The organism is Streptomyces sp. NBC_00212 (genome assembly GCF_045206365.1).
In the GTDB taxonomy this organism is placed as follows: Bacteria; Actinomycetota; Actinomycetes; order Streptomycetales; family Streptomycetaceae; genus Streptomyces.
In genome coordinates, this window is record NZ_CP108115.1 from 6,422,488 (window position 1) to 6,442,314 (window position 19,827).

The window sequence follows — 19,827 nt, forward strand, 5'->3', positions numbered from 1 at the left end:
CTTCTGTATCGGTGGTGAGGGTTGTACGGCCCGGGGTCAAGGCCCGGCAAATTCAGTCAGCGCGGGCTCGCGCGGAGCGCGTGAAGACCCTGCGCGGAGCCCGCGAAAACCCTGCGGCCCGCGTACGGGAACCTTCGGCTCGGACCGCCCGGGAACTCACCCCCTCCGCAGCAGCCGGGAGGCGCCCGCCGCCACCGTCGTCGCCAGGATCCAGCCCAGCATGATCAGCAGGGCCGCCCACCACTGCCAGGCGCCGGTGAGTTTCCAGTAGCCGTCCTGGCCCAGGTTGACCACCGGGATGAGGAGGTCGAGCGCGTACAGCGACGCGTTCCACTGGGGGTGTTCGTCGGCCTTGATCGGCTGGGGGTCGTAGTGCGAGAAGGCGAGGGTGCCGGCCGCCCACAGGACGGCCATCCACAGCGCGGCCCGGCCCGGCCGGTAGCCGTACGCCACCGTCAGGTCCTGGAGCACGCCCCATGCCTTGGCGGCCAGCGGCAGCGTCTCGCGGCGCCTGCGCTGCTTGGCGAGCAGCACCTCGCGGGCGTCCGCGTCCTCGCCGCTGCCCCGCAGCACGGCCGCGAGCCGCTCGTACGGTTCGGGCGCGTACTCGGGGGTCGCCGCCGTCACCCAGTCCAGGCGCTCGGCCAGCGTGAAGGTGCCGATCGGGATGAGGTTCTCGTAGGCGAAACCGTTCATCGTCAGGTGGCCGGGACCGGGCCAGCTGTCCGCCATGTCGACCAGGTTGCCGACCCGGGCCCCGGAGAGCACCACCTTGCCGCGCTCGGGACGCTGCCCGGTGAAGCGCAGCTCCGGCGTCTGGATGCGGCGCAGCGACAGCTCCTGCGCGTCGGTCATGACGACCCGGGACTGCGCCAGGTCCACCGCGTCCCCGAACCGCCCGTCGTCGAGCCGCAGCCCGCCCCGGCATTCGAACGGCTGGATCAGGGTGCCCCGCACGGGCGTGTTGGTGTAGTTCGTCCCGTACGGAGGAGTGGTGCCCGCCTGGTTGCCGCTCGGGTAGACGGCCGCCGAGGTCAGGTACAGGGTGCGCTCGACGATCAGCTGCGGGGCGTTCAGCGCCCGCTGGCCGTCCGGGTTGATCAGCCTGCTGCCGCGCAGGCTCAGCGTCACGCCGACCTTCGCGGCGCGCAGGCTCAGCTCTCCGTACGACTCGATCAGATCGGCCTGGAGGTCCTGCGCGACCGAGAGCCCGTCGGCGGCGATCGAGCGGCCGTTGCGGTCGCTGTGCACCACGGCCTGGCTGATCAGGAGGTCGGTGCCGATGTGCGCGTCGGTCAGCCGGATGCCGCCCGCGACCCGGCAGCGCGGCAGGTGCAGATCGCCCTCGGTGGTCAGCCGGGCCGCCTCGATCCGCGGAATCGAGCAGCTCACCATGCGTACGGTCGTGAAGTGGGCCTCGGGGAGCAGGAGTTCGTTCTCGAAGCGGCAGTTGTTCAGCTCGACGTACGGGGTGATCGTGCCGCCCGACAGGTTGAGCGTGCCGGTGATCTGCACCCCGTTCAGCTTCAGCGCCGCGACCCGCCCGGGCAGCGCGGGCGGGCCGCTGAGCAGGAGCAGCGCCACCACCCGGGCCCGCACGCTGCGCTCGGGCCCCCAGGGGCGCGCCGCGAACGGATCGTCGCGTACCGGATTGCGGGTGCGCAGATCGTAGGTACTGCCGTTGCGGAAGGCCTGCCACATGCCCAGCTCCGCCGGGCTGAGCCAGTCCGGAGCCTCACCAAGATCGGGCGCCTCGGTCAATGCCGTCCCCCTCGCCGTCCACCCTGACAGGAGGAACGCTAGTGGCCACGGGTGACAGCGGGTGACCCCTGGGTTGCGTATCAGCCACTGATACAGGCGTCCAGTGCTCCGGAGCCGTCTGAGAGAATTGGATACGTGATCTCCCGAATCGATCTGCGCGGCAACACCCTCCCTGAGGGTGGCGCCCTGCGCGACCTGCTGCCCCGTGCCGAGTTCGACGTGGAAGCCGCCCTGGAGAAGGTGCGGCCCATCTGCGAGGACGTGCATCATCGCGGCACGGCGGCGCTGATCGAGTACGCGGAGAAGTTCGACGGCGTGAGGCTTGACCGGGTCCGCGTGCCCGCCGAGGCGCTCAAGGAAGCCCTGGCGGAGCTCGACCCGCAGGTCAGGGCCGCCCTAGAGGAGTCCATCCGGCGGGCCCGCATCGTCCACCGCGAGCAGCGCCGCGACCCGCACACCACCCAGGTCGTATCCGGCGGCACCGTCACCGAGAAGTGGGTGCCGGTCGAGCGCGTGGGCCTGTACGCACCCGGCGGCCGCTCGGTCTACCCCTCCTCCGTGATCATGAACGTGGTCCCGGCGCAGGAGGCGGGCGTCACCTCCATCGCGCTCGCGTCGCCGCCGCAGGCGGACTTCGGCGGCCTGCCGCACCCGACGATCCTGGCGGCGTGCGCGCTGCTCGGCGTCGACGAGGTGTACGCGGCGGGCGGCGCCCAGGCCGTCGCGATGTTCGCGTACGGGACCTCGGGTGCCGACGGATGTGCACCCGCGAACATGGTGACCGGGCCCGGCAACATCTGGGTCGCCGCCGCCAAGCGCTACTTCACCGGCCGCATCGGCATCGACACCGAGGCCGGACCGACCGAGATCGCCGTCCTCGCCGACGACACCGCCGACCCGGTGCACGTCGCCGCCGACCTGATCAGCCAGGCCGAGCACGACCCGCTCGCGGCCGCCGTCCTGGTCACCGACTCCCTCGCGCTCGCCGAAGCGGTCGAGAAGGAGCTTGAGCCGCAGGTCGCGGCCACCAAGCACATCGAGGACCGGATCAAGCCGGCGCTCGCCGGGCGCCAGTCCGCGATCGTCCTGGTCGACTCGCTCGAAGACGGCCTCAAGGTCGTCGACGCCTACGGCGCCGAGCACCTGGAGATCCAGACCGCCGACGCCGCGGCCGTGGCCGACCGGGTCCGCAACGCGGGCGCGATCTTCGTCGGCCCCTGGGCCCCGGTCTCGCTCGGCGACTACTGCGCCGGCTCCAACCACGTGCTGCCCACCGGCGGCTGCGCCTGCCACTCCTCGGGCCTGTCCGTCCAGTCCTTCCTGCGCGGCATCCACATCGTCGACTACACGCGCGACGCGCTCGCCGAGGTCACCCACCACGTGGTGACCCTGGCCGAAGCAGAGGACCTGCCCGCCCACGGGGCTGCTCTGAAGGCGCGTTTCGGCGGAGCCGAACCAAACGGGCACAGTGGTTGGAAGGTGCCGACGGAATGACTGGCATTGACGACCTCCCCGTACGGGACGAGCTACGCGGCAAGTCCCCTTACGGCGCGCCCCAGTTGGACACCCCCGTCCAGCTGAACACCAACGAGAACCCGTACCCGCTGCCGGAGCCGCTGGTGGAGCGGATCGCCGAGCGGGTCGCAGAGGCGGCTCGGAACCTGAACCGCTACCCCGACCGCGACGCGGTCGAGCTGCGCACCGAGCTCGCCAAGTACCTCACCCGGACGGGCAAGCACCCGGTCGCGGTCGAGAACGTGTGGGCGGCCAACGGATCCAACGAGGTCATCCAGCAACTCCTCCAGACCTTCGGCGGCCCCGGCCGCACCGCGATCGGCTTCGAGCCCTCGTACTCGATGCACGCTCTGATCGCCCGTGGCACCGGCACCGGCTGGATCTCCGGGCCCCGCAACGACGACTTCACCATCGACCTCGCCGCCGCCGAGCAGGCCATCGCCGAGCACGCGCCGGACGTCGTCTTCATCACCTCGCCCAACAACCCCACGGGCACCGCGGTCGCCGCCGAGACGGTCCTCGCGCTGTACGAGGCCGCCCAGGCCGCCAAGCCGTCGATCGTGATCGTGGACGAGGCGTACGTCGAGTTCAGCCACCGCGACTCGCTGCTCCCGCTCATCGAGGGCCGCCCGAACCTGGTGGTCTCGCGGACCATGTCGAAGGCCTTCGGCGCGGCCGGGCTGCGCCTGGGCTACCTCGCCGCGCACCCCGCGGTGGTCGACGCCGTCCAGCTCGTCCGCCTGCCCTACCACCTGTCCGCCGTCACCCAGGCGACCGCGCTCGCGGCCCTGGAGCACACGGACACCCTGCTCGGCTACGTCGAGCAGCTCAAGCGGGAGCGGGACCGGCTGGTCGGCGAGCTGCGCGCGATCGGCTACGAAGTGACCGAATCGGACGCCAACTTCGTCCAGTTCGGCCGCTTCGACGACAGCCACACCGTCTGGCAGCAGATCCTCGACCGGGGCGTCCTGGTCCGGGACAACGGGGTACCGGGATGGCTGCGGGTCACCGCGGGCACCCCGGCCGAGAACGACGCGTTCCTCGACGCGGTCCGTCAACTCAAGAAGGAGCAGAGCGCATGAGCCGCGTTGGCAGAGTGGAACGCACCACCAAGGAGACGTCCGTCCTCGTCGAGATCGACCTCGACGGCACCGGAAAGGTCGATGTGTCGACAGGCGTCGGCTTCTACGACCACATGCTCGACCAGCTCGGCCGGCACGGCCTGTTCGACCTCACGGTCAAGACCGACGGCGACCTGCACATCGACACCCACCACACCATCGAGGACACCGCGCTCGCGCTCGGCGCCGCCTTCAAGCAGGCGCTCGGCGACAAGGTCGGCATCTACCGCTTCGGCAACTGCACCGTCCCGCTCGACGAGTCGCTCGCCCAGGTGACCGTCGACCTGTCGGGCCGCCCCTACCTCGTGCACACCGAGCCCGAGAACATGGCGCCGATGATCGGCGAGTACGACACGACGATGACCCGGCACATCTTCGAGTCCTTCGTCGCCCAGGCCCAGGTCGCGCTGCACATCCACGTACCGTACGGGCGCAACGCGCACCACATCGTGGAGTGCCAGTTCAAGGCGCTCGCCCGGGCGCTGCGCTATGCCTCCGAGCGTGACCCGCGCGCTGCCGGAATCCTTCCTTCCACCAAGGGTGCCCTGTAAGCATGAACGGTCTCAACACCATCCTGATCGTGGTCGGCCTCTTCCTGATCGGCGGAATCATCTCCTTCGTCAAGCAGGGGATGCCGAAGAGCCTGATCGTGCTCCTGTCCATCGGCGCCGTGATGTGCCTGGCCGCGGGCATCCTGCGACTGGACGTCTGGTCATGAGCGCGGCAGCCAAGAAGGTCGTCGTCTTCGACTACGGCTTCGGCAACGTACGGTCCGCCGAGCGGGCCCTGGCCCGCGTCGGCGCCGACGTCGAGATCACCCGGGACTACGACCGGGCCATGAACGCCGACGGGCTCCTCGTCCCCGGCGTCGGCGCCTTCTCCGCCTGCATGCAGGGCCTTCGCGACGCACGCGGCGACTGGATCGTGGGGCGCCGGCTCTCCGGCGGCCGCCCGGTCATGGGCATCTGCGTCGGCATGCAGATCCTCTTCGAGCGCGGCATCGAGCACGGCGTCGAGACGGAGGGCCTGGACGAGTGGCCCGGCGTCGTCGAGCCGCTCAACGCCCCGGTCGTGCCGCACATGGGCTGGAACACGGTGAAGGCCCCCGAGGGCAGCGAGCTGTTCGCGGGCCTGGACGCCGAGGCCCGCTTCTACTTCGTGCACTCCTACGCCGTGCGCGACTGGAGCCTCGAAGTCACCAACCCCAAGATCCGTGCCCCCAGGGTCACTTGGGCCACCCATGGCGAGCCGTTCGTCGCCGCGGTGGAGAACGGTGCGCTGTGGGCCACCCAGTTCCACCCCGAGAAGTCCGGCGACGCCGGAGCCCAGCTGCTCACCAACTGGATCGGAACCCTGTGATGGCCCCCAAGCTCGAACTCCTCCCCGCCGTCGACGTCCGCGACGGCCAGGCCGTACGCCTGGTCCACGGCGAGTCCGGCTCCGAGACGTCGTACGGCTCGCCCCTGGAGGCGGCCCTCGCCTGGCAGCGCTCCGGCGCCGAGTGGCTGCACCTGGTGGACCTGGACGCCGCGTTCGGCACCGGCGACAACCGCGCGCTGATCGCCGAGGTCGCGGGCGCCATGGACATCAAGGTCGAGCTGTCCGGCGGCATCCGCGACGACGCCTCCCTGGCCGCCGCCCTCGCCACCGGCTGCACCCGCGTCAACCTCGGCACGGCGGCGCTTGAGACCCCGGAGTGGGTCGCCAAGGTCATCGCCGAGTTCGGCGACCGGATCGCGGTCGGCCTGGACGTGCGCGGCACCACGCTGCGCGGCCGTGGCTGGACCCGCGACGGCGGCGACCTGTACGAGACGCTGGCCCGCCTGGACTCCGAGGGCTGCGCGCGCTACGTCGTCACCGACATCGCCAAGGACGGCACGCTCCAGGGCCCGAACCTGGAGCTGCTGCGCAACGTCTGCGCGGCCACGGACAAGCCGGTGGTGGCCTCCGGCGGCGTCTCCTCCCTGGACGACCTGCGGGCCATCTCCGAGCTGGTCCCGCTCGGAGTCGAGGGCGCGATCGTGGGCAAGGCCCTGTACGCGAAGGCCTTCACGCTGGAAGAGGCGCTCAAGGCGGTTGCCGCATGAGCGACGAGGTCCGCAAGATCTCCTCCGGCGCCCCCTGGGAGGAGCGCTTCGGCTACTCCCGCGCCGTGGAACTCCCCAACGGCCTTGTCCTGGTGGCCGGTTGCACGTCGGTGACCAACGGCCGCATCGACGAGGGCGGCCCGTACCAGCAGGCGGTGAACGCGTTCGGCGTCGCCATCAAGGCGCTGGAGTCCATCGGCCTCGACCGCGCCGATGTGGTCCGCACCCGTATGTACATCACCCATGCCCGGGACGTGGAGGATGTGGGCCGAGCCCACAAGGAACTGTTCGACGACGTGCGCCCCGCGTCCTCGATGCTGATCGTGTCGGGCTTCGTGGACCCGAGCCTGGTGGTAGAGGTCGAGGTAGAGGCGTACAGGGGAACGGTGGCGTCATGACCTTGGCCGTACGAGTGATCCCCTGCCTGGACGTGGACAACGGCCGGGTCGTCAAGGGCGTGAACTTCCAGAACCTGCGTGATGCCGGCGACCCCGTCGAGATGGCCAAGCTGTACGACGCCGAGGGCGCGGACGAGCTGACGTTCCTCGACATCACGGCGTCCTCCGGCAACCGCGAGACCACGTACGACGTGGTGCGCCGCACGGCGGAGCAGGTCTTCATCCCGCTGACGGTGGGCGGCGGCGTCCGAAGCACCGACGACGTGGACAAGCTCCTGCGGGCGGGCGCGGACAAGGTGGGCGTGAACACGGCCGCCATCGCCCGCCCCGACCTGATCCGCGAAATCGCGGAACGCTTCGGCCGCCAGGTCCTGGTCCTCTCGGTGGACGCCCGCCGGACCGCGTCGGGCACCTTCGAAGTGACGACCCACGGCGGCCGCAGGGGCACGGGCATCGACGCGGTCGAATGGGCGCACCGGGCGGCCGAGTTGGGGGCGGGGGAGATCCTGCTCAACTCGATGGACGCGGACGGCACGAAGGACGGCTACGACACGGAGATGATCGCGGCGGTCCGCCGCCACGTGACCGTCCCGGTCATCGCCTCGGGCGGCGCGGGCCGCCTGTCCGACTTCCCCCCGGCCATCGAGGCGGGCGCGGACGCGGTCCTGGCGGCGTCGGTCTTCCACTTCGGCGACCTGCGCATCGCAGAGGTGAAGGAAACCCTGCGGAAAGCGGGCCACCCGATCCGCTGAACCCTGTCCCCACCCCACCCCTTCCCGAAACCCGCCGGGGGTGGGATGCCCGGCTGCGACCCGGTGGCTGCTGGGGCTCCGCCCCAGACCCCGTATCGCGCCTGAAGGGCGCTCGTCCTCAAACGCCGGACGGGCTGAAGATGCCCGTACTGGCCAGCATCAGTCCTATTAGGGGCGCGGGGCTGTGACATTTGCGGCTCCGCCGCGTGGGCGCGACCAGCCACGCACGGTCCGCACCTGAATCACCCCCGGAGGGTTTCGGGAAGGGGTGGGGTGGGGGCTCAACGGGGTCTGGGGCGGAGCCCCAGCGGTGCCGGCCCACCCACGACACCCCTGCCAGATACGCAGCACTTCTTGCGCAAATTTTATTGCGCAACATTCCTTTCCTATCTACGCTCGATGCCATGGCACCCAAGGGCAACCGCAGGATCACCGACGTCGACACCCTCAAGGCATTCGGCCACCCCCTGCGCATGAAGCTCTACCGCGCGCTCTACAACGCCCGCTCCGCCACCGCCTCCCAGCTCGCCGACCAGGTCGACGAGGCCGTCTCCCTCGTCAGCTACCACCTGCGCAAGCTCGCCGACCACGGGCTCATCGAGGAGGCCGAGCCCAAGGGCAAGGACGGGCGCGAGCGCTGGTGGCAGCCCGCTTCGGACGGGATCAGCTACCGCCACGAGGACTTCAAGGACGCCCCCGAGAAGGTCGCCGTGCACACCTCGGTGACCCGGCTCCTCCTTGAGCAGCGGGTCGAGCTGTACCGCGCCTTCCTCGACGCCATGTCCGCCTGGCGCGAGGACTGGGTGACCGCCTCGTTCAGCAGCGAGTACACGGCCCACCTGACCCCGGCCGAACTCACGGCGCTTGACGAGGAGTTGGACGCCGTGCTCGGCAAGTACAAGCAGCGCGGCGAAGCCGCCGTCGCGGCGGGCGACACCGAGGGGCGCGAGAACGTCGCGGTCCACCTGTACGGCTTCCCCTTGCGCGCCTGAGAGGACTTCCGTGTCGATGAGAACCCCGGCCCGGCCGGAAGCCGCCACCCTCATACCGGCCGCCCCCGCCCGCCCCGCCCACCGCGACGGCAACGTGCTGCGGTGGCTCGCCGCGTACACCTCGTCGCTCGTCGGCGACAGCGTGTACTACATGGCGCTGGCCTGGGCCGCGGCGCGTTCCGGGAGCCCCGGGCAGGCCGGGCTCGTACTCGCGGTGGGCGCCGTGCCCAGGGCGCTGCTCATGCTCGGCGGCGGCGTGGTCGCCGACCGGTTCGGACCGCGCCGGGTCGTGATCGGCAGCGACGCCGCCCGCAGCCTGATCATCCTGGGCATGGCCGCGACCCTGCTGGTCACGGGCCCCGAACTGTGGCTCCTGATCGTGCTCGCGCTGGTCTTCGGGGCCGTGGACGCGGTGCTGCTGCCCGCGCTCGGCGCGCTGCCGCCCAGGCTCACCGGCCCCGGCGAACTCGCCCGGGTGCAGGGGCTCAAGGGGATCGGTGCGCGGGTCGCCAACATCGCCGGGGCCCCGCTCGGCGGGCTCGCCGTGGCGCTCGGCGGGACCGCGGCCACCTTCGCCGTGGCGGGAGCCCTGTTCGCTGTCTCGACCGCCCTGCTGGTGCGCGTACGCATCGCCCGGCTGCCCTGTGACGACGAGAAGGCCGAGGAGCCCGCGCTGCGGGAGCTCACCGACGGGCTGCGCTACATCCGCCGCCACGCCCTGCTCGCCCCGCTGATGCTGCTCATAGCCGTCGGCGAGCTGGGTTTCGCCGCCCCGCTCAACATCGGGCTCACCCTGCTCGCGAAGGAGCGGGGTTGGGGCGCGGCCGGCATGGGATGGATCGTCGCCGCGTTCGGGGCGGGCGCGGGGGCCGCCTCGCTGCTGCTCTCGGTACGCGGCCGGATCCCCCGCGCCGGGTTCGTCCTGCCGGTGTCCCTGCTCGGCGGCGCGACCGCCATAGGCGCCCTGGCGTACGCCCCCTCGGTGGCGCTCGCCGCAGCCGCCGGGGTCCTCATCGGACTGCTCGCCGGGCTGAGCGGCGCCCTGTGCGGGGCGCTGGTGCAGACCGCGACGGAGCCCGCCTACCTCGGCCGGGTCACCGCCGTGTCGTCCCTTTTCACGATGGGCATCGCGCCGCTCGGCTATCCGCTGGCGGGCGCCGCCATCGGCGCCTGGGGCACCACGCCCGTGTTCCTGGCCAGCGCGGCGGTGTGCGCGACGGGCGCGGTGACCGGACTTGCCTCCGGCCACCTGCGCCGTACCGAGCTGCCCAAGACCGCGGTCTAGATCCCGAGCTTCGCCTCCAGCGCCCGCGTGGACGCCTCCTTGTCGCCCTCCAGCTCGACCTGCGCCGCCTCCTGGCGGCCGTGCGCGAACAGCGTCAGCTCGCCCGGCTCGCCGGTGACCGTCACCACCGGGGTGCCCTTGTGCGCCACCGCCGTCTGGCCGTCCGGGCGGCGCAGCACGATGCCCACCGGCGACTTGCGGCCCATCAGCCGGGCCGCCTTCTCCAGGCGGGACCACAGCGCGTCCGAGAACACCGGGTCGAGCTCGCGGGGCGTCCAGTCCGGCTGCGCCCGGCGGACGTCCTCGGCGTGCACGTAGAACTCCACCGCGTTGGCGCCCTCGTCGACCTGCTTGAGGTTGTACGGGGAGTACTTCGGCGGGCCGGTGCGGATGAGCTGGATCAGTTCCTCGTACGGCTTGGCGGCGAATTCCGCCTGGACCCGGTCGAGGCGGTTCTTCAGGGCCGGGATCACGATCCCGCCCGCCGCGTCGAGGCGCCGCTCGCGCACCACGACATGGGCCGCGAGTTCGCGGGCCGTCCAGCCCTCGCAGAGGGTCGGTGCCTCGGGGCCCGCCGCCTCCAACAGGTCGGCGAGCAGAAGCCGTTCACGCTTGGCATGGGTCGACATGTCCGCCAGCGTACGGCCGCGGCCGTCGTCCGGACAGTGGACGCACCGCCCGAGGGCCCCGTCGGCCACGGCAGAATGGGGGCATGACCAGCAATCTCGACCCCGCCATCGCCGCCCGCCTCAAGCGCAGCGCCGACGGTCTGGTCCCGGCCATCGCCCAGCAGTACGACACCGGTGAGGTGCTCATGCTCGGCTGGATGGACGACGAGGCCCTGCACCGCACCCTGACCACCGGCCGCTGCACGTACTGGTCGCGCAGCCGTCAGGAGTACTGGGTCAAGGGGGACACCTCCGGGCACGTCCAGCATGTGAAGTCGGTCGCCCTGGACTGCGACGCGGACACCGTCCTGGTCAAGGTCGACCAGGAGGGCGCGGCCTGCCACACCGGGGACCGCACCTGCTTCGACGCCGACGTGCTCGACCTCGGGAAGTAGTCATGGACCTCGACACCTTCCGCAAGCTCGCCGTCGACCGCCGCGTCATCCCCGTCCACCGCCGCCTGCTCGCCGACGGCGACACCCCCGTGGGCCTCTACCGCAAGCTCGCCGCCGAGCGCCCCGGCACGTTCCTGCTGGAATCCGCCGAGAACGGCCGGTCCTGGTCGCGGTACTCCTTCGTCGGCGTGCGCTCCGACGCGACGCTCACCGTGCGCGACGGCGAGGCCCACTGGATCGGCACGCCGCCGGTCGGCGTCCCCACTTCGGGTGATCCTCTGACGGCCCTCAAAGCCACCGTCGAGGCCCTGCACACCCCGCGCGACCTGGTCGCCGGAATGCCGCCCTTCACCGGCGGCATGGTCGGCTACCTCGGCTACGACATCGTGCGCAGGCTCGAAAAGATCGCCGAGCACGGGGGCGACGACCTCCGGCTGCCCGAGCTGACCATGCTGCTCACCTCGGACCTCGCCGTGCTCGACCACTGGGACGGCTCGGTCCTGCTGATCGCCAACGCGATCAACCACAACGACCTCGACACCGGCGTCGACGAGGCGTACGAGCACGCCGTGGCCCGGCTCGACGCGATGGAGGCCGACCTCGCGAAGCCCGCCGAGTACGCGCCGGTCGCACTGCCCGCCTCCGAGCTGCCCGAGTACGCCGCGCTGTGGGGCGGCAAGGCCTACCAGGACGCCGTCGAGGACATCAAGGAGCGCATCCGGGCCGGCGAGGCCTTCCAGGTGGTGCCCTCCCAGCGCTTCGAAACCCCGTGCGCGGCAAGCGCGTTGGACGTCTACCGGGTGCTGCGCGCGACCAACCCGTCGCCGTACATGTACCTGTTCCGCTTCGACGGCTTCGACGTCGTGGGATCGAGCCCCGAGGCGCTCGTCAAGGTCGAGGACGGGCGCGCCATGCTCCACCCGATCGCCGGGACCCGGCCGCGCGGCGCCACCCCGCAGCGCGACCAGGCGCTCGCCGACGAGCTGCTCGCCGACCCCAAGGAGCGCGCCGAGCACCTCATGCTCGTCGACCTCGGCCGCAACGACCTGGGCCGGGTCTGCGAACCGGGCTCGGTGGAGGTCGTGGACTTCATGTCGATCGAGCGGTACTCCCATGTGATGCACATCGTGTCGACCGTGACCGGCCGGGTCGCCGAGGGACGCACCGCGTTCGACGTCCTGACGGCCTGCTTCCCGGCCGGCACGCTCTCGGGCGCCCCCAAGCCCCGCGCCATGCAGATCATCGAGGAGCTCGAACCCAGCCGCCGCGGGCTCTACGGAGGCTGTGTCGGCTATCTCGACTTCGCCGGGGACTCCGACACCGCCATCGCGATCCGCACCGCACTGCTGCGGGACGGCACCGCGTATGTGCAGGCCGGAGCCGGCGTGGTCGCCGACTCCGACCCGGTCGCGGAGGACGACGAGTGCCGCAACAAGGCGGCTGCCGTCCTGCGCGCGGTGAACACGGCCAATCTGCTCAGCCAGTGAACGCGGCGGTCCCGTTCGGGGTGCCGAGCCCCGTCGGGCCGTCGTAGCCGCTGCCGCCCCTGCACAGGTAGGCCGGCGAGCAGCTGCCGTTGGAGCCGCTCGTCACATCGTTGAGCGAACCGGTGTGGGCGTACGGGAATGAGGCAGGCGTGGAGCCCGAGGACGGGGTGCCCGCCAGCGCGTACACCGCGGCGATCAGCGGCGCGGAGGCGCTGGTGCCGCCGAACACCTCCCAGCCCGGGTCGCCGCCGTAGGTGTCGTACACCGCGACACCCGTGGCCGGGTCGGCGACCGCCGAGACGTCCGCGACGGTCCGCTTCGCGCAGCCGGTGTCCTTCTGCCAGCTCGGCTTCGCGTCGTAGGCGGAGCAGCCGGAACCGGCGTCGCTCCAGGCGCTCTCGGTCCAACCGCGGCTGTTGGACGAGGAGTTGAGCGAGGTGCCGCCGACCGCGGTGACATAGCGGGAGGCCGCGGGGTACTCGGTGCCGTAGCCGCCGTCACCGGAGCTCACCGTGATGGCGACGCCGGGGTGGTTGAAGTACTTGGTGTCGTACGAGGTGTCGGAGGAGGACTCGCCGCCGCCGTAGCTGTTGGAGACGTACTTCGCGCCGAGCGACACCGCCGTGTTGACGGCCGTGCCCAGGTTGGCCATCGACGACGACTTCGCCTCGACCAGCAGGATCTTGCAGTTGGGGCAGGCCGCGCTGACCATGTCGAGGTCGAGGGATATCTCCTCGGCCCAGCCGGCGTCGGCGCTCGGCAGGGTCGAGGTGCCGGTCTGGCCGACCTTCTGGAAGCAGCCGTTGGCGGTCGTGCAGGCCGGAAGCCCGTACTGGGAACGGTACTTGGCGAGGTCGGCTGCCGCGTTGGGGTCGTCGTACGCGTCGACGATCGCCACGGTCCGGCCCGAACCGGCCGTCGAGGACGGCAGCTTGTACGCGGACTGGATCGAGGCGGGGCCGTAGCCGGAGGGCGCGGCTGCGGCGGTCAGCGCGCGCTCGGCATTGGCGGACTTCACCGTGCCGCCGGTCACCTTCAGCGCCTTGCAGGCCATGACGTCCAGTCGCGTCGGGGCCGCGCAGGAGCGGACGGTGGTGACGTGCGCCGCGGTCGAAGGGGTGGCCGCCTGGGCGAGGGGAGTTGCCAGGGCGAGCGCTGCCGCGGCCAGGGTGGCGGCCAGGGCGGTGGGGGAGAGGGATCTGCGCAACTTACTTCCTCCGTGAGGTGGGTTGACCAGGAGACGTGCGGGTGCGCTGTGCAGGCCGTGCCGCGTGGTGCGCGACTCGGACCGGCGGTGAACCTAGGGGTGACCCGGCCATGCCAACAAGGAGCGGAGGGGAATCTCTATCGCCGCTTTGCCTTCGAGGGCCGTTCGGGGACAGTTACCGGGCGGTTCGGGGGCAGCCGATGGTCGATCGATGGCGGAGCGCTTGCCCGCCCTTGGTTCCCCGTGGGCCGCTCCGGGTGGGAAGGACGCGGGCCCCGGGTGCGGCGCCGGGCCGCGCGCAGGCGATAGTGGAGTACGTGAGTGCCGCATCCGTACCCCAGCCCCGTGCCGAAGCAGCCGCGCCGTCCGCCCGCGGCGGCGGCCGCCGCAGCCTGGCCGCCGCACTGCTCGCCGGCGCCGTCGGCGCCGCCGTCGTCCTCATGGCCTCCGGGCAGACCTGGGCCCACGGCCAGGCCGCCGTCGGCGGTGGCGCGCTGCCGCTGAAGGCCTCCGGCGGCGACATCACCGGCGTGCCCTCCGCCCTCGCGATCGTCGGCCTCGCCGCCCTGGTGGCCGTCTTCGCGGTACGCGGCCCGGGCCGCGTCCTGGTCGCCGTGCTGCTCACGCTCAGCGGCGCCGGGGCCGCCGTGACCGCCTGGCTCGGCGTCGGCGACAGCGCCGCTCTGGACGAGAAGGCGGCCAAGGCCAGCGGCGACGCCGCGGCCACGATCAACGCGCTCACCCACACGAGCTGGCCCTACGTCGCCGTCGCGGGCGGCGCCCTGCTGCTGCTCGCCGGGCTGCTCGCCCTCCGCTTCGGCGCGTCCTGGCCCGCGATGGGCGGCCGCTACGAGCGCGACGGCACCCCCCGCCCGCGCAAGGCCCGCACCGCGCCCGACCCGGAGCGCCCCGAGGAACTCTGGAAGGCGCTGGACCGCGGCGAGGACCCGACGCGCGAGAGCTGACCCCCGCACCCGGGCATCCGTTCCGGTGCGGGACAATGGCGTGGAGCGTCGGGCTCGACGACAGCGGTGGCAGCGGAAAAGACGCCGACAGCAGCGCCGACAACGACAACAACACGGAAACACCTACGAGGAGCAACCCCCATGGCGAAGAGCGGCCACGGCCACACCCCGGCAGCCTGGACCGGTGTCATCATTGCCTTCATCGGATTCTGCGTGACCTGCGTCTTCATAGTGGCCGCCAACCCGGTGGGCTTCTGGGCCGGCATCGCACTCCTCGGCATCTCCGCCGTCGTCGGCGGCGTCATGAAGATGGCCGGCCTCGGCACCCCCAAGGACACGCCCGAGATGCAGCGCATGCGCGAGGACGCCGCCGCCAAGGTGCGCGCCCGTCTTGAGGCCCAGGCAGGCTGAACCGCCGGCCACCCTGTTGGGCGCAGCCCCCGCACGGGCTGCGCCTTTTCATGTGATCGGGGGACAATCACCCAGTGGACGCAGCCCAGCCGAACCCCGCCCCGGCGCATCCGGCCGCCACGCCCGCCACCCCGGCCAAGAGGCTCCTGGTGCCGCTCGGCACGCTCGGCGCGGTGGCCTCCGCGTTCGCGTACGTGGGCCTCGTCGACCCGAACCATCCGGGGCACTATCCGGTCTGCCCGCTGTACCGGTTCACCGGCGTCTACTGCCCCGGCTGCGGCGGGCTGCGCAGCGCGCACGACTTCATCACCGGGCACTTCGCGGCGGCCGTCCACTCCAACGCCCTCGCCGTCGCCGGCTATCTGCTCTTCGCCGCGGGCTGGGTCCTGTGGGCCGTCCGCTCGGCCCGGGGGCTGCCCGTGCGATTCACCCCGAGCGATCGCCAGTGGTGGTTGATCGGATCGGTCGTGTTGATCTTCTCGGTGGTCCGGAACCTGCCGTTCGGCTCAGTACTCGCGCCGTGACGGAATCAGTAAATCCGCAGGTGACGTCCCAATTATTGGGACGCCGGTCAACCGGATGCGACCCCTTCGCTCCGGTGCGGATACCATCGTCATGGCTGATCGTGACCGTTTGCGCGGTCACCCTCGTCCTGACCGACATCACCGTCCCGGAAGGGGGCCGCTCGCGTGAGTGTGCTCGACGAGATCATCGAAGGCGTCCGCGCCGACCTCGCAGAGCGGCAGGCGCGTGTCAGCCTCGACGAGCTGAAGGAGCGCGCCGAGAAGGCGCCCCAGGCCCGGGACGGGGTCGCGGCCCTGCGCGGCGACGGCGTGAAGGTCATCTGCGAGGTCAAGCGCTCCAGCCCCTCCAAGGGCGCGCTCGCCGCCATCGCGGACCCCGCGGCCCTCGCCGCCGACTACGAGGCGGGCGGCGCGTCCGTCATCTCCGTACTGACCGAGCAGCGCCGCTTCGGCGGCTCGCTCGCCGACCTGGAGGCCGTCCGCGCCAAGGTCGACATCCCGGTTCTGCGCAAGGACTTCATCGTCACGGCCTACCAGCTGTGGGAGGCCCGCGCGTACGGCGCCGACCTCGCGCTGCTCATCGTGGCCGCCCTGGACCAGCCGGCCCTGGTGTCGCTGATCGAGCGCGCCGAGTCGATCGGTCTCACCCCGCTGGTCGAGGTGCACGACGAGGACGAGGTCGACCGGGCCGTGGACGCGGGCGCCAAGATCATCGGCGTCAACGCGCGCAACCTGCAGGACCTCAAGGTCGACCGCACCACGTTCGAGCGGGTCGCCCCGGAGATCCCGAACCACATCGTGAAGATCGCCGAGTCCGGCGTCCGCGGCCCGCACGACCTCATCGCGTACGCCAACGCGGGCGCCGACGCCGTCCTGGTCGGCGAGTCCCTGGTCACCGGCAAGGACCCGCGCGCGGCCGTCGCCGACCTCGTCGCCGCGGGCGCCCACCCGGCCCTGCGCCACGGGCGGGGCTGACCGACCCCATGTCCATCGCCGTCCGCCTCGCACCCGGCTGTCGCCCCCGCGGCTGCCGCGCTCCGGCGCGCCGGGTGCACGGACGGCGCGTGCGGTACGTGATCGGCTCGGAGCCGGGTCAGGTCAACGGCATGCGATGGCGCGGTGCCCTGAGCGCCGCCTGAGTGACGTACCGCGCGACCGGCCCTTCGCGGCCCGTGGTCGCGCGCCTCGCTCATCACCTGCGGCGCCTGGGCGCATCCGTGCCAACACGCCAACCCAGGACCGGGGCTGCGACGCCCCTGCGAGGTATCCGCATGTCCAACGAGAACGAGTTCTTCGTACCCGACCCCGAGGGTCAAGTCCCGAGCCCCCAGGGCTACTTCGGCGCCTTCGGAGGCAAGTTCATCCCCGAGGCGCTGGTCGCCGCGGTGGACGAGGTGGCCGTCGAGTACGAGAAGGCCAAGCACGACCCGGCCTTCGCGGCCGAGCTCAACGACCTCATGGTCAACTACACCGGCCGGCCCAGCGCCCTGACCGAGGTGCCCCGGTTCGCCGAGCACGCGGGCGGCGCCCGGGTCTTCCTCAAGCGCGAGGACCTGAACCACACCGGCTCGCACAAGATCAACAACGTGCTCGGCCAGGCGCTGCTCACCAAGCGCATGGGCAAGACCCGCGTCATCGCCGAGACCGGGGCGGGCCAGCACGGCGTCGCCACCGCCACCGCCTGCGCCCTGTTCGGCCTCGAATGCACCATCTACATGGGCGAGATCGACACCCAGCGCCAGGCGCTGAACGTCGCCCGGATGCGGATGCTCGGCGCCGAGGTCATCCCGGTCACCTCCGGCAGCCGCACCCTCAAGGACGCCATCAACGAGGCGTTCCGCGACTGGGTCGCCAACGTGGACCGCACGCACTACCTGTTCGGCACGGTCGCCGGCCCGCACCCCTTCCCCGCGATGGTGCGCGACTTCCACCGCGTGATCGGCGTCGAGGCCCGCCGCCAGATCCTGGAGCGCGCCGGACGCCTGCCCGACGCGGCCGTCGCCTGCGTGGGCGGCGGCTCGAACGCGATCGGCCTCTTCCACGCCTTCATCCCGGACGCCTCCGTACGCCTCATCGGCTGCGAGCCCGCGGGCCACGGCGTCGAGACCGGCGAGCACGCGGCGACCCTGACCGCGGGCGAGCCCGGCATCCTGCACGGTTCACGGTCGTACGTCCTCCAGGACGAGGAGGGCCAGATCACCGAGCCCTACTCGATCTCGGCGGGCCTGGACTACCCCGGCATCGGCCCGGAGCACTCCTACCTCAAGGACATCGGCCGCGGGGAGTACCGCGCGGTCACCGACGACGCGGCGATGCAGGCCCTGCGGCTCCTTTCGCGCACCGAGGGCATCATCCCGGCGATCGAGTCGGCGCACGCGCTCGCGGGCGCGCTCGACGTGGGCAAGGAGCTCGGCAAGGACGGGTTGATCGTGATCAACCTGTCCGGCCGCGGCGACAAGGACATGGACACGGCCGCACGCTACTTCGGCCTGTACGACGGTGGACACGAGGGGGACGCGAAGTGAGCGGGAACGTAGAGCTGCTGAACGACACCCTCGCCAAGGCGAAGGCCGAGAACCGGGCCGCGCTCATCGCCTACCTGCCGGCCGGCTTCCCGACCGTCGACGGCGGCATCGAGGCGATCAAGGCCGTGTTCGACGGCGGCGCCGACGTCGTCGAGGTCGGCCTGCCGCACAGCGACCCGGTCCTGGACGGCCCGGTCATCCAGACCGCCGACGACATCGCCCTCAAGGGCGGCGTGAAGATCGCCGACGTGCTGCGCACGGTCCGCGAGGCCCACGCGGCCACCGGCAAGCCGGTCCTGGTCATGACGTACTGGAACCCCATCGACCGCTACGGCGTCGAGCGCTTCACCGCCGAGCTCGCCGAGGCGGGCGGCGCGGGCTGCATCCTGCCCGACCTGCCGGTCGAGGAGTCCGGCGTGTGGCGCGAGCACGCCGAGAAGCACGGCCTCGGCACGGTCTTCGTGGTCGCCCCGAGCAGCAAGGACGCCCGCCTCGCCACGATCACCGCGGCCGGTTCGGGCTTTGTGTACGCGGCCTCGCTGATGGGCGTCACGGGCACCCGGGAGTCGGTCGGCGCCTCGGCCGAGGACCTGGTGCGCCGGACCCGGGCGACCACGGAACTCCCGGTCTGCGTGGGCCTCGGCGTCTCGAACGCGGTCCAGGCCAAGGAGGTCGCGGTCTTCGCCGACGGCGTGATCGTCGGCTCGGCCTTCGTCAAGCGCATGCTGGACGCGCCGGACGAGGCCGCGGGCCTGGTGGCCGTACGGGAACTGGCGGCCGAGCTCGCCGAGGGCGTTCGCCGGGCGTCGTAGCGCGTTCATCGCACGGATAATCCGTACGAGTGGAAGTGGGACCGGGGAGGCACGAGCGTGCCTCCCCGGTTCGTTGCTGCGGGTGTGAGTGACAACCGTGATGCGAAGCGGGCCGCGCGAGACCGGCTCATCCAACAACGCGAGCAGCAGAAGGCGGGCGAGCGCCGCCGACGGCAGCTGATCGTGGCCGGAGCCGTGGTGGGCGTGCTCGGCCTGGCCGCCGTGATCGGCGTGATCGCCGCGAACGCGGGTGGCAGCGAGAGCGCCAAGAGCGCGAGCACGGCGGGCCCCGCCGTGCCCCCTGCCGGAGCCGACGACAAGGGGAAGCTGGCCATCCCGGTCGGCGCCGCCGACGCACCCTCCACGCTCACGGTGTGGGAGGACTTCCGCTGCCCGGCCTGCGCCGCGTTCGAGAAGGGCCTGAGGGCCACCATTCACGAACTGGAGAACAGCGGCCAGGTGCGCGTCCAGTACCACCTGGTCACCCTCATCGACGACAAGACCCGGGGCGGCGGCTCGCTGCACGCGGCCAACGCGGCGGGCTGCGCGCAGGACGCGGGGAAGTTCTCCGCGTACCACGACGTCCTCTACACCAACCAGCCCGACGAGATGGACGACGCGTTCGCGGACAACGCCAAGCTGCTCGATCTGGCCAAGAAGGTGCCGGGCCTGGACACGCCCGCCTTCCGCGCCTGCGTCCAGAACGGCACGCACAACAGCTGGGTCGTGAAGTCCAACGAGGCGTTCCAGGCCGGCAAGTTCAGCGGCACGCCGACCGTGCAGCTCAACGGTGAATCGATCTTCCCGGCGAAAGGCAACGAGCCGATCACCCCGGCCAACCTGAAGAAGTGGGTGACCCAGGCCAACAAGGGCAAGCGGGCCGGAGAGGCGAGCCCGGCCTCCTGAGCCACGGGGCCCTCGT

Annotated in this window: 22 protein-coding genes; 19 read left to right on the plus strand and 3 right to left on the minus strand. The window is 71.7% G+C overall.

Annotated features, from left to right (window positions below):
* Positions 1-156: 156 nt before the first annotated feature.
* The gene (locus OHA17_RS29250) at positions 157-1,761 is read right to left on the minus strand and encodes an oxidoreductase (RefSeq protein ID WP_398876792.1); all 1,605 of its coding nucleotides are present in this window, start codon (positions 1,759-1,761) and stop codon (positions 157-159) included.
* Between the two features lie 135 nt (positions 1,762-1,896).
* Between OHA17_RS29250 and hisD the strand changes: the two genes are divergently transcribed.
* The 10 genes from hisD to OHA17_RS29300 all read left to right on the plus strand — a co-directional run bounded on the left by hisD (position 1,897) and on the right by OHA17_RS29300 (position 9,911).
* Positions 1,897-3,255 (plus strand): histidinol dehydrogenase, encoded by a 1,359-nt coding sequence (gene hisD / locus OHA17_RS29255; RefSeq protein ID WP_406509032.1) that lies wholly within the window; start codon positions 1,897-1,899, stop codon positions 3,253-3,255.
* Positions 3,252-4,358 (plus strand): histidinol-phosphate transaminase, encoded by a 1,107-nt coding sequence (locus OHA17_RS29260; protein ID WP_406509033.1) that lies wholly within the window; start codon positions 3,252-3,254, stop codon positions 4,356-4,358. The genes hisD and OHA17_RS29260 overlap by 4 nt, the downstream gene beginning before the upstream one ends.
* Positions 4,355-4,948 (plus strand): imidazoleglycerol-phosphate dehydratase HisB, encoded by a 594-nt coding sequence (gene hisB / locus OHA17_RS29265; protein ID WP_329465676.1) that lies wholly within the window; start codon positions 4,355-4,357, stop codon positions 4,946-4,948. The genes OHA17_RS29260 and hisB overlap by 4 nt, the downstream gene beginning before the upstream one ends.
* A gap of 2 nt (positions 4,949-4,950) precedes the next feature.
* Positions 4,951-5,115: a hypothetical protein gene (locus OHA17_RS29270; protein WP_053727806.1), complete on the plus strand. Its 165-nt coding sequence runs from the start codon at positions 4,951-4,953 to the stop codon at positions 5,113-5,115.
* The gene (gene hisH, locus OHA17_RS29275; protein ID WP_406509034.1) at positions 5,112-5,756 is read left to right on the plus strand and encodes an imidazole glycerol phosphate synthase subunit HisH; all 645 of its coding nucleotides are present in this window, start codon (positions 5,112-5,114) and stop codon (positions 5,754-5,756) included. The genes OHA17_RS29270 and hisH overlap by 4 nt, the downstream gene beginning before the upstream one ends.
* Positions 5,756-6,484: a bifunctional 1-(5-phosphoribosyl)-5-((5-phosphoribosylamino)methylideneamino)imidazole-4-carboxamide isomerase/phosphoribosylanthranilate isomerase PriA gene (priA, locus tag OHA17_RS29280; protein ID WP_053727817.1), complete on the plus strand. Its 729-nt coding sequence runs from the start codon at positions 5,756-5,758 to the stop codon at positions 6,482-6,484. Before hisH ends, priA begins: the two co-directional genes overlap by 1 nt.
* Positions 6,481-6,882 (plus strand): RidA family protein, encoded by a 402-nt coding sequence (locus OHA17_RS29285; RefSeq protein ID WP_406509035.1) that lies wholly within the window; start codon positions 6,481-6,483, stop codon positions 6,880-6,882. The genes priA and OHA17_RS29285 overlap by 4 nt, the downstream gene beginning before the upstream one ends.
* Positions 6,879-7,634: an imidazole glycerol phosphate synthase subunit HisF gene (gene hisF, locus OHA17_RS29290; protein WP_053727819.1), complete on the plus strand. Its 756-nt coding sequence runs from the start codon at positions 6,879-6,881 to the stop codon at positions 7,632-7,634. The genes OHA17_RS29285 and hisF overlap by 4 nt, the downstream gene beginning before the upstream one ends.
* A 404-nt stretch (positions 7,635-8,038) precedes the next feature.
* Complete coding sequence (locus tag OHA17_RS29295) at positions 8,039-8,626, plus strand: ArsR/SmtB family transcription factor (protein ID WP_406509036.1); 588 nt, start codon at positions 8,039-8,041, stop codon at positions 8,624-8,626.
* A gap of 16 nt (positions 8,627-8,642) precedes the next feature.
* Positions 8,643-9,911: an MFS transporter gene (locus tag OHA17_RS29300; protein WP_406509037.1), complete on the plus strand. Its 1,269-nt coding sequence runs from the start codon at positions 8,643-8,645 to the stop codon at positions 9,909-9,911.
* Here the strand turns inward: OHA17_RS29300 and OHA17_RS29305 are convergent.
* Positions 9,908-10,540: a TIGR03085 family metal-binding protein gene (locus OHA17_RS29305; RefSeq protein ID WP_398876785.1), complete on the minus strand. Its 633-nt coding sequence runs from the start codon at positions 10,538-10,540 to the stop codon at positions 9,908-9,910. The genes OHA17_RS29300 and OHA17_RS29305 overlap by 4 nt on opposite strands.
* Positions 10,541-10,623: 83 nt before the next feature.
* Between OHA17_RS29305 and hisI the strand changes: the two genes are divergently transcribed.
* Positions 10,624-10,974 carry a phosphoribosyl-AMP cyclohydrolase gene (hisI, locus tag OHA17_RS29310; RefSeq protein WP_053727823.1) on the plus strand — a complete coding sequence of 117 codons (351 nt, stop codon included), beginning with the start codon at positions 10,624-10,626 and terminating at the stop codon, positions 10,972-10,974.
* 2 nt (positions 10,975-10,976) lie between these two features.
* Positions 10,977-12,461, plus strand: a complete 1,485-nt coding sequence (locus OHA17_RS29315; protein WP_406509038.1) for an anthranilate synthase component I — start codon at positions 10,977-10,979, stop codon at positions 12,459-12,461.
* On the opposite strand, the gene OHA17_RS29320 is transcribed toward OHA17_RS29315, so the two are convergent.
* The gene (locus OHA17_RS29320) at positions 12,451-13,668 is read right to left on the minus strand and encodes a peptidase S8 (protein WP_406509039.1); all 1,218 of its coding nucleotides are present in this window, start codon (positions 13,666-13,668) and stop codon (positions 12,451-12,453) included. The genes OHA17_RS29315 and OHA17_RS29320 overlap by 11 nt on opposite strands.
* 308 nt (positions 13,669-13,976) lie before the next feature.
* Here OHA17_RS29320 and OHA17_RS29325 point away from each other — a divergent pair, with 308 nt between their 5' ends.
* From OHA17_RS29325 to OHA17_RS29355, 7 genes are all read left to right on the plus strand, one after another.
* On the plus strand, positions 13,977-14,633 hold the full coding sequence (locus OHA17_RS29325; RefSeq protein ID WP_053727826.1) for a TIGR02234 family membrane protein: 657 nt from the start codon (positions 13,977-13,979) through the stop codon (positions 14,631-14,633).
* 141 nt (positions 14,634-14,774) lie between these two features.
* A complete protein-coding gene (locus tag OHA17_RS29330) occupies positions 14,775-15,044 on the plus strand; it encodes an HGxxPAAW family protein (RefSeq protein ID WP_053727827.1) in 270 nt (89 codons plus the stop codon).
* A 74-nt stretch (positions 15,045-15,118) separates the two neighbouring features.
* The gene (locus OHA17_RS29335) at positions 15,119-15,568 is read left to right on the plus strand and encodes a DUF2752 domain-containing protein (RefSeq protein WP_406509040.1); all 450 of its coding nucleotides are present in this window, start codon (positions 15,119-15,121) and stop codon (positions 15,566-15,568) included.
* 165 nt (positions 15,569-15,733) lie between these two features.
* A complete protein-coding gene (gene trpC / locus OHA17_RS29340) occupies positions 15,734-16,543 on the plus strand; it encodes an indole-3-glycerol phosphate synthase TrpC (protein WP_406509041.1) in 810 nt (269 codons plus the stop codon).
* A gap of 296 nt (positions 16,544-16,839) precedes the next feature.
* Positions 16,840-18,093 (plus strand): tryptophan synthase subunit beta, encoded by a 1,254-nt coding sequence (gene trpB, locus OHA17_RS29345; protein ID WP_053727830.1) that lies wholly within the window; start codon positions 16,840-16,842, stop codon positions 18,091-18,093.
* Positions 18,090-18,905 (plus strand): tryptophan synthase subunit alpha, encoded by an 816-nt coding sequence (trpA, locus tag OHA17_RS29350; protein ID WP_398876781.1) that lies wholly within the window; start codon positions 18,090-18,092, stop codon positions 18,903-18,905. The genes trpB and trpA overlap by 4 nt, the downstream gene beginning before the upstream one ends.
* Positions 18,906-18,989: 84 nt before the next feature.
* Positions 18,990-19,811 (plus strand): DsbA family protein, encoded by an 822-nt coding sequence (locus OHA17_RS29355; protein WP_406509042.1) that lies wholly within the window; start codon positions 18,990-18,992, stop codon positions 19,809-19,811.
* Positions 19,812-19,827: the final 16 nt, after the last annotated feature.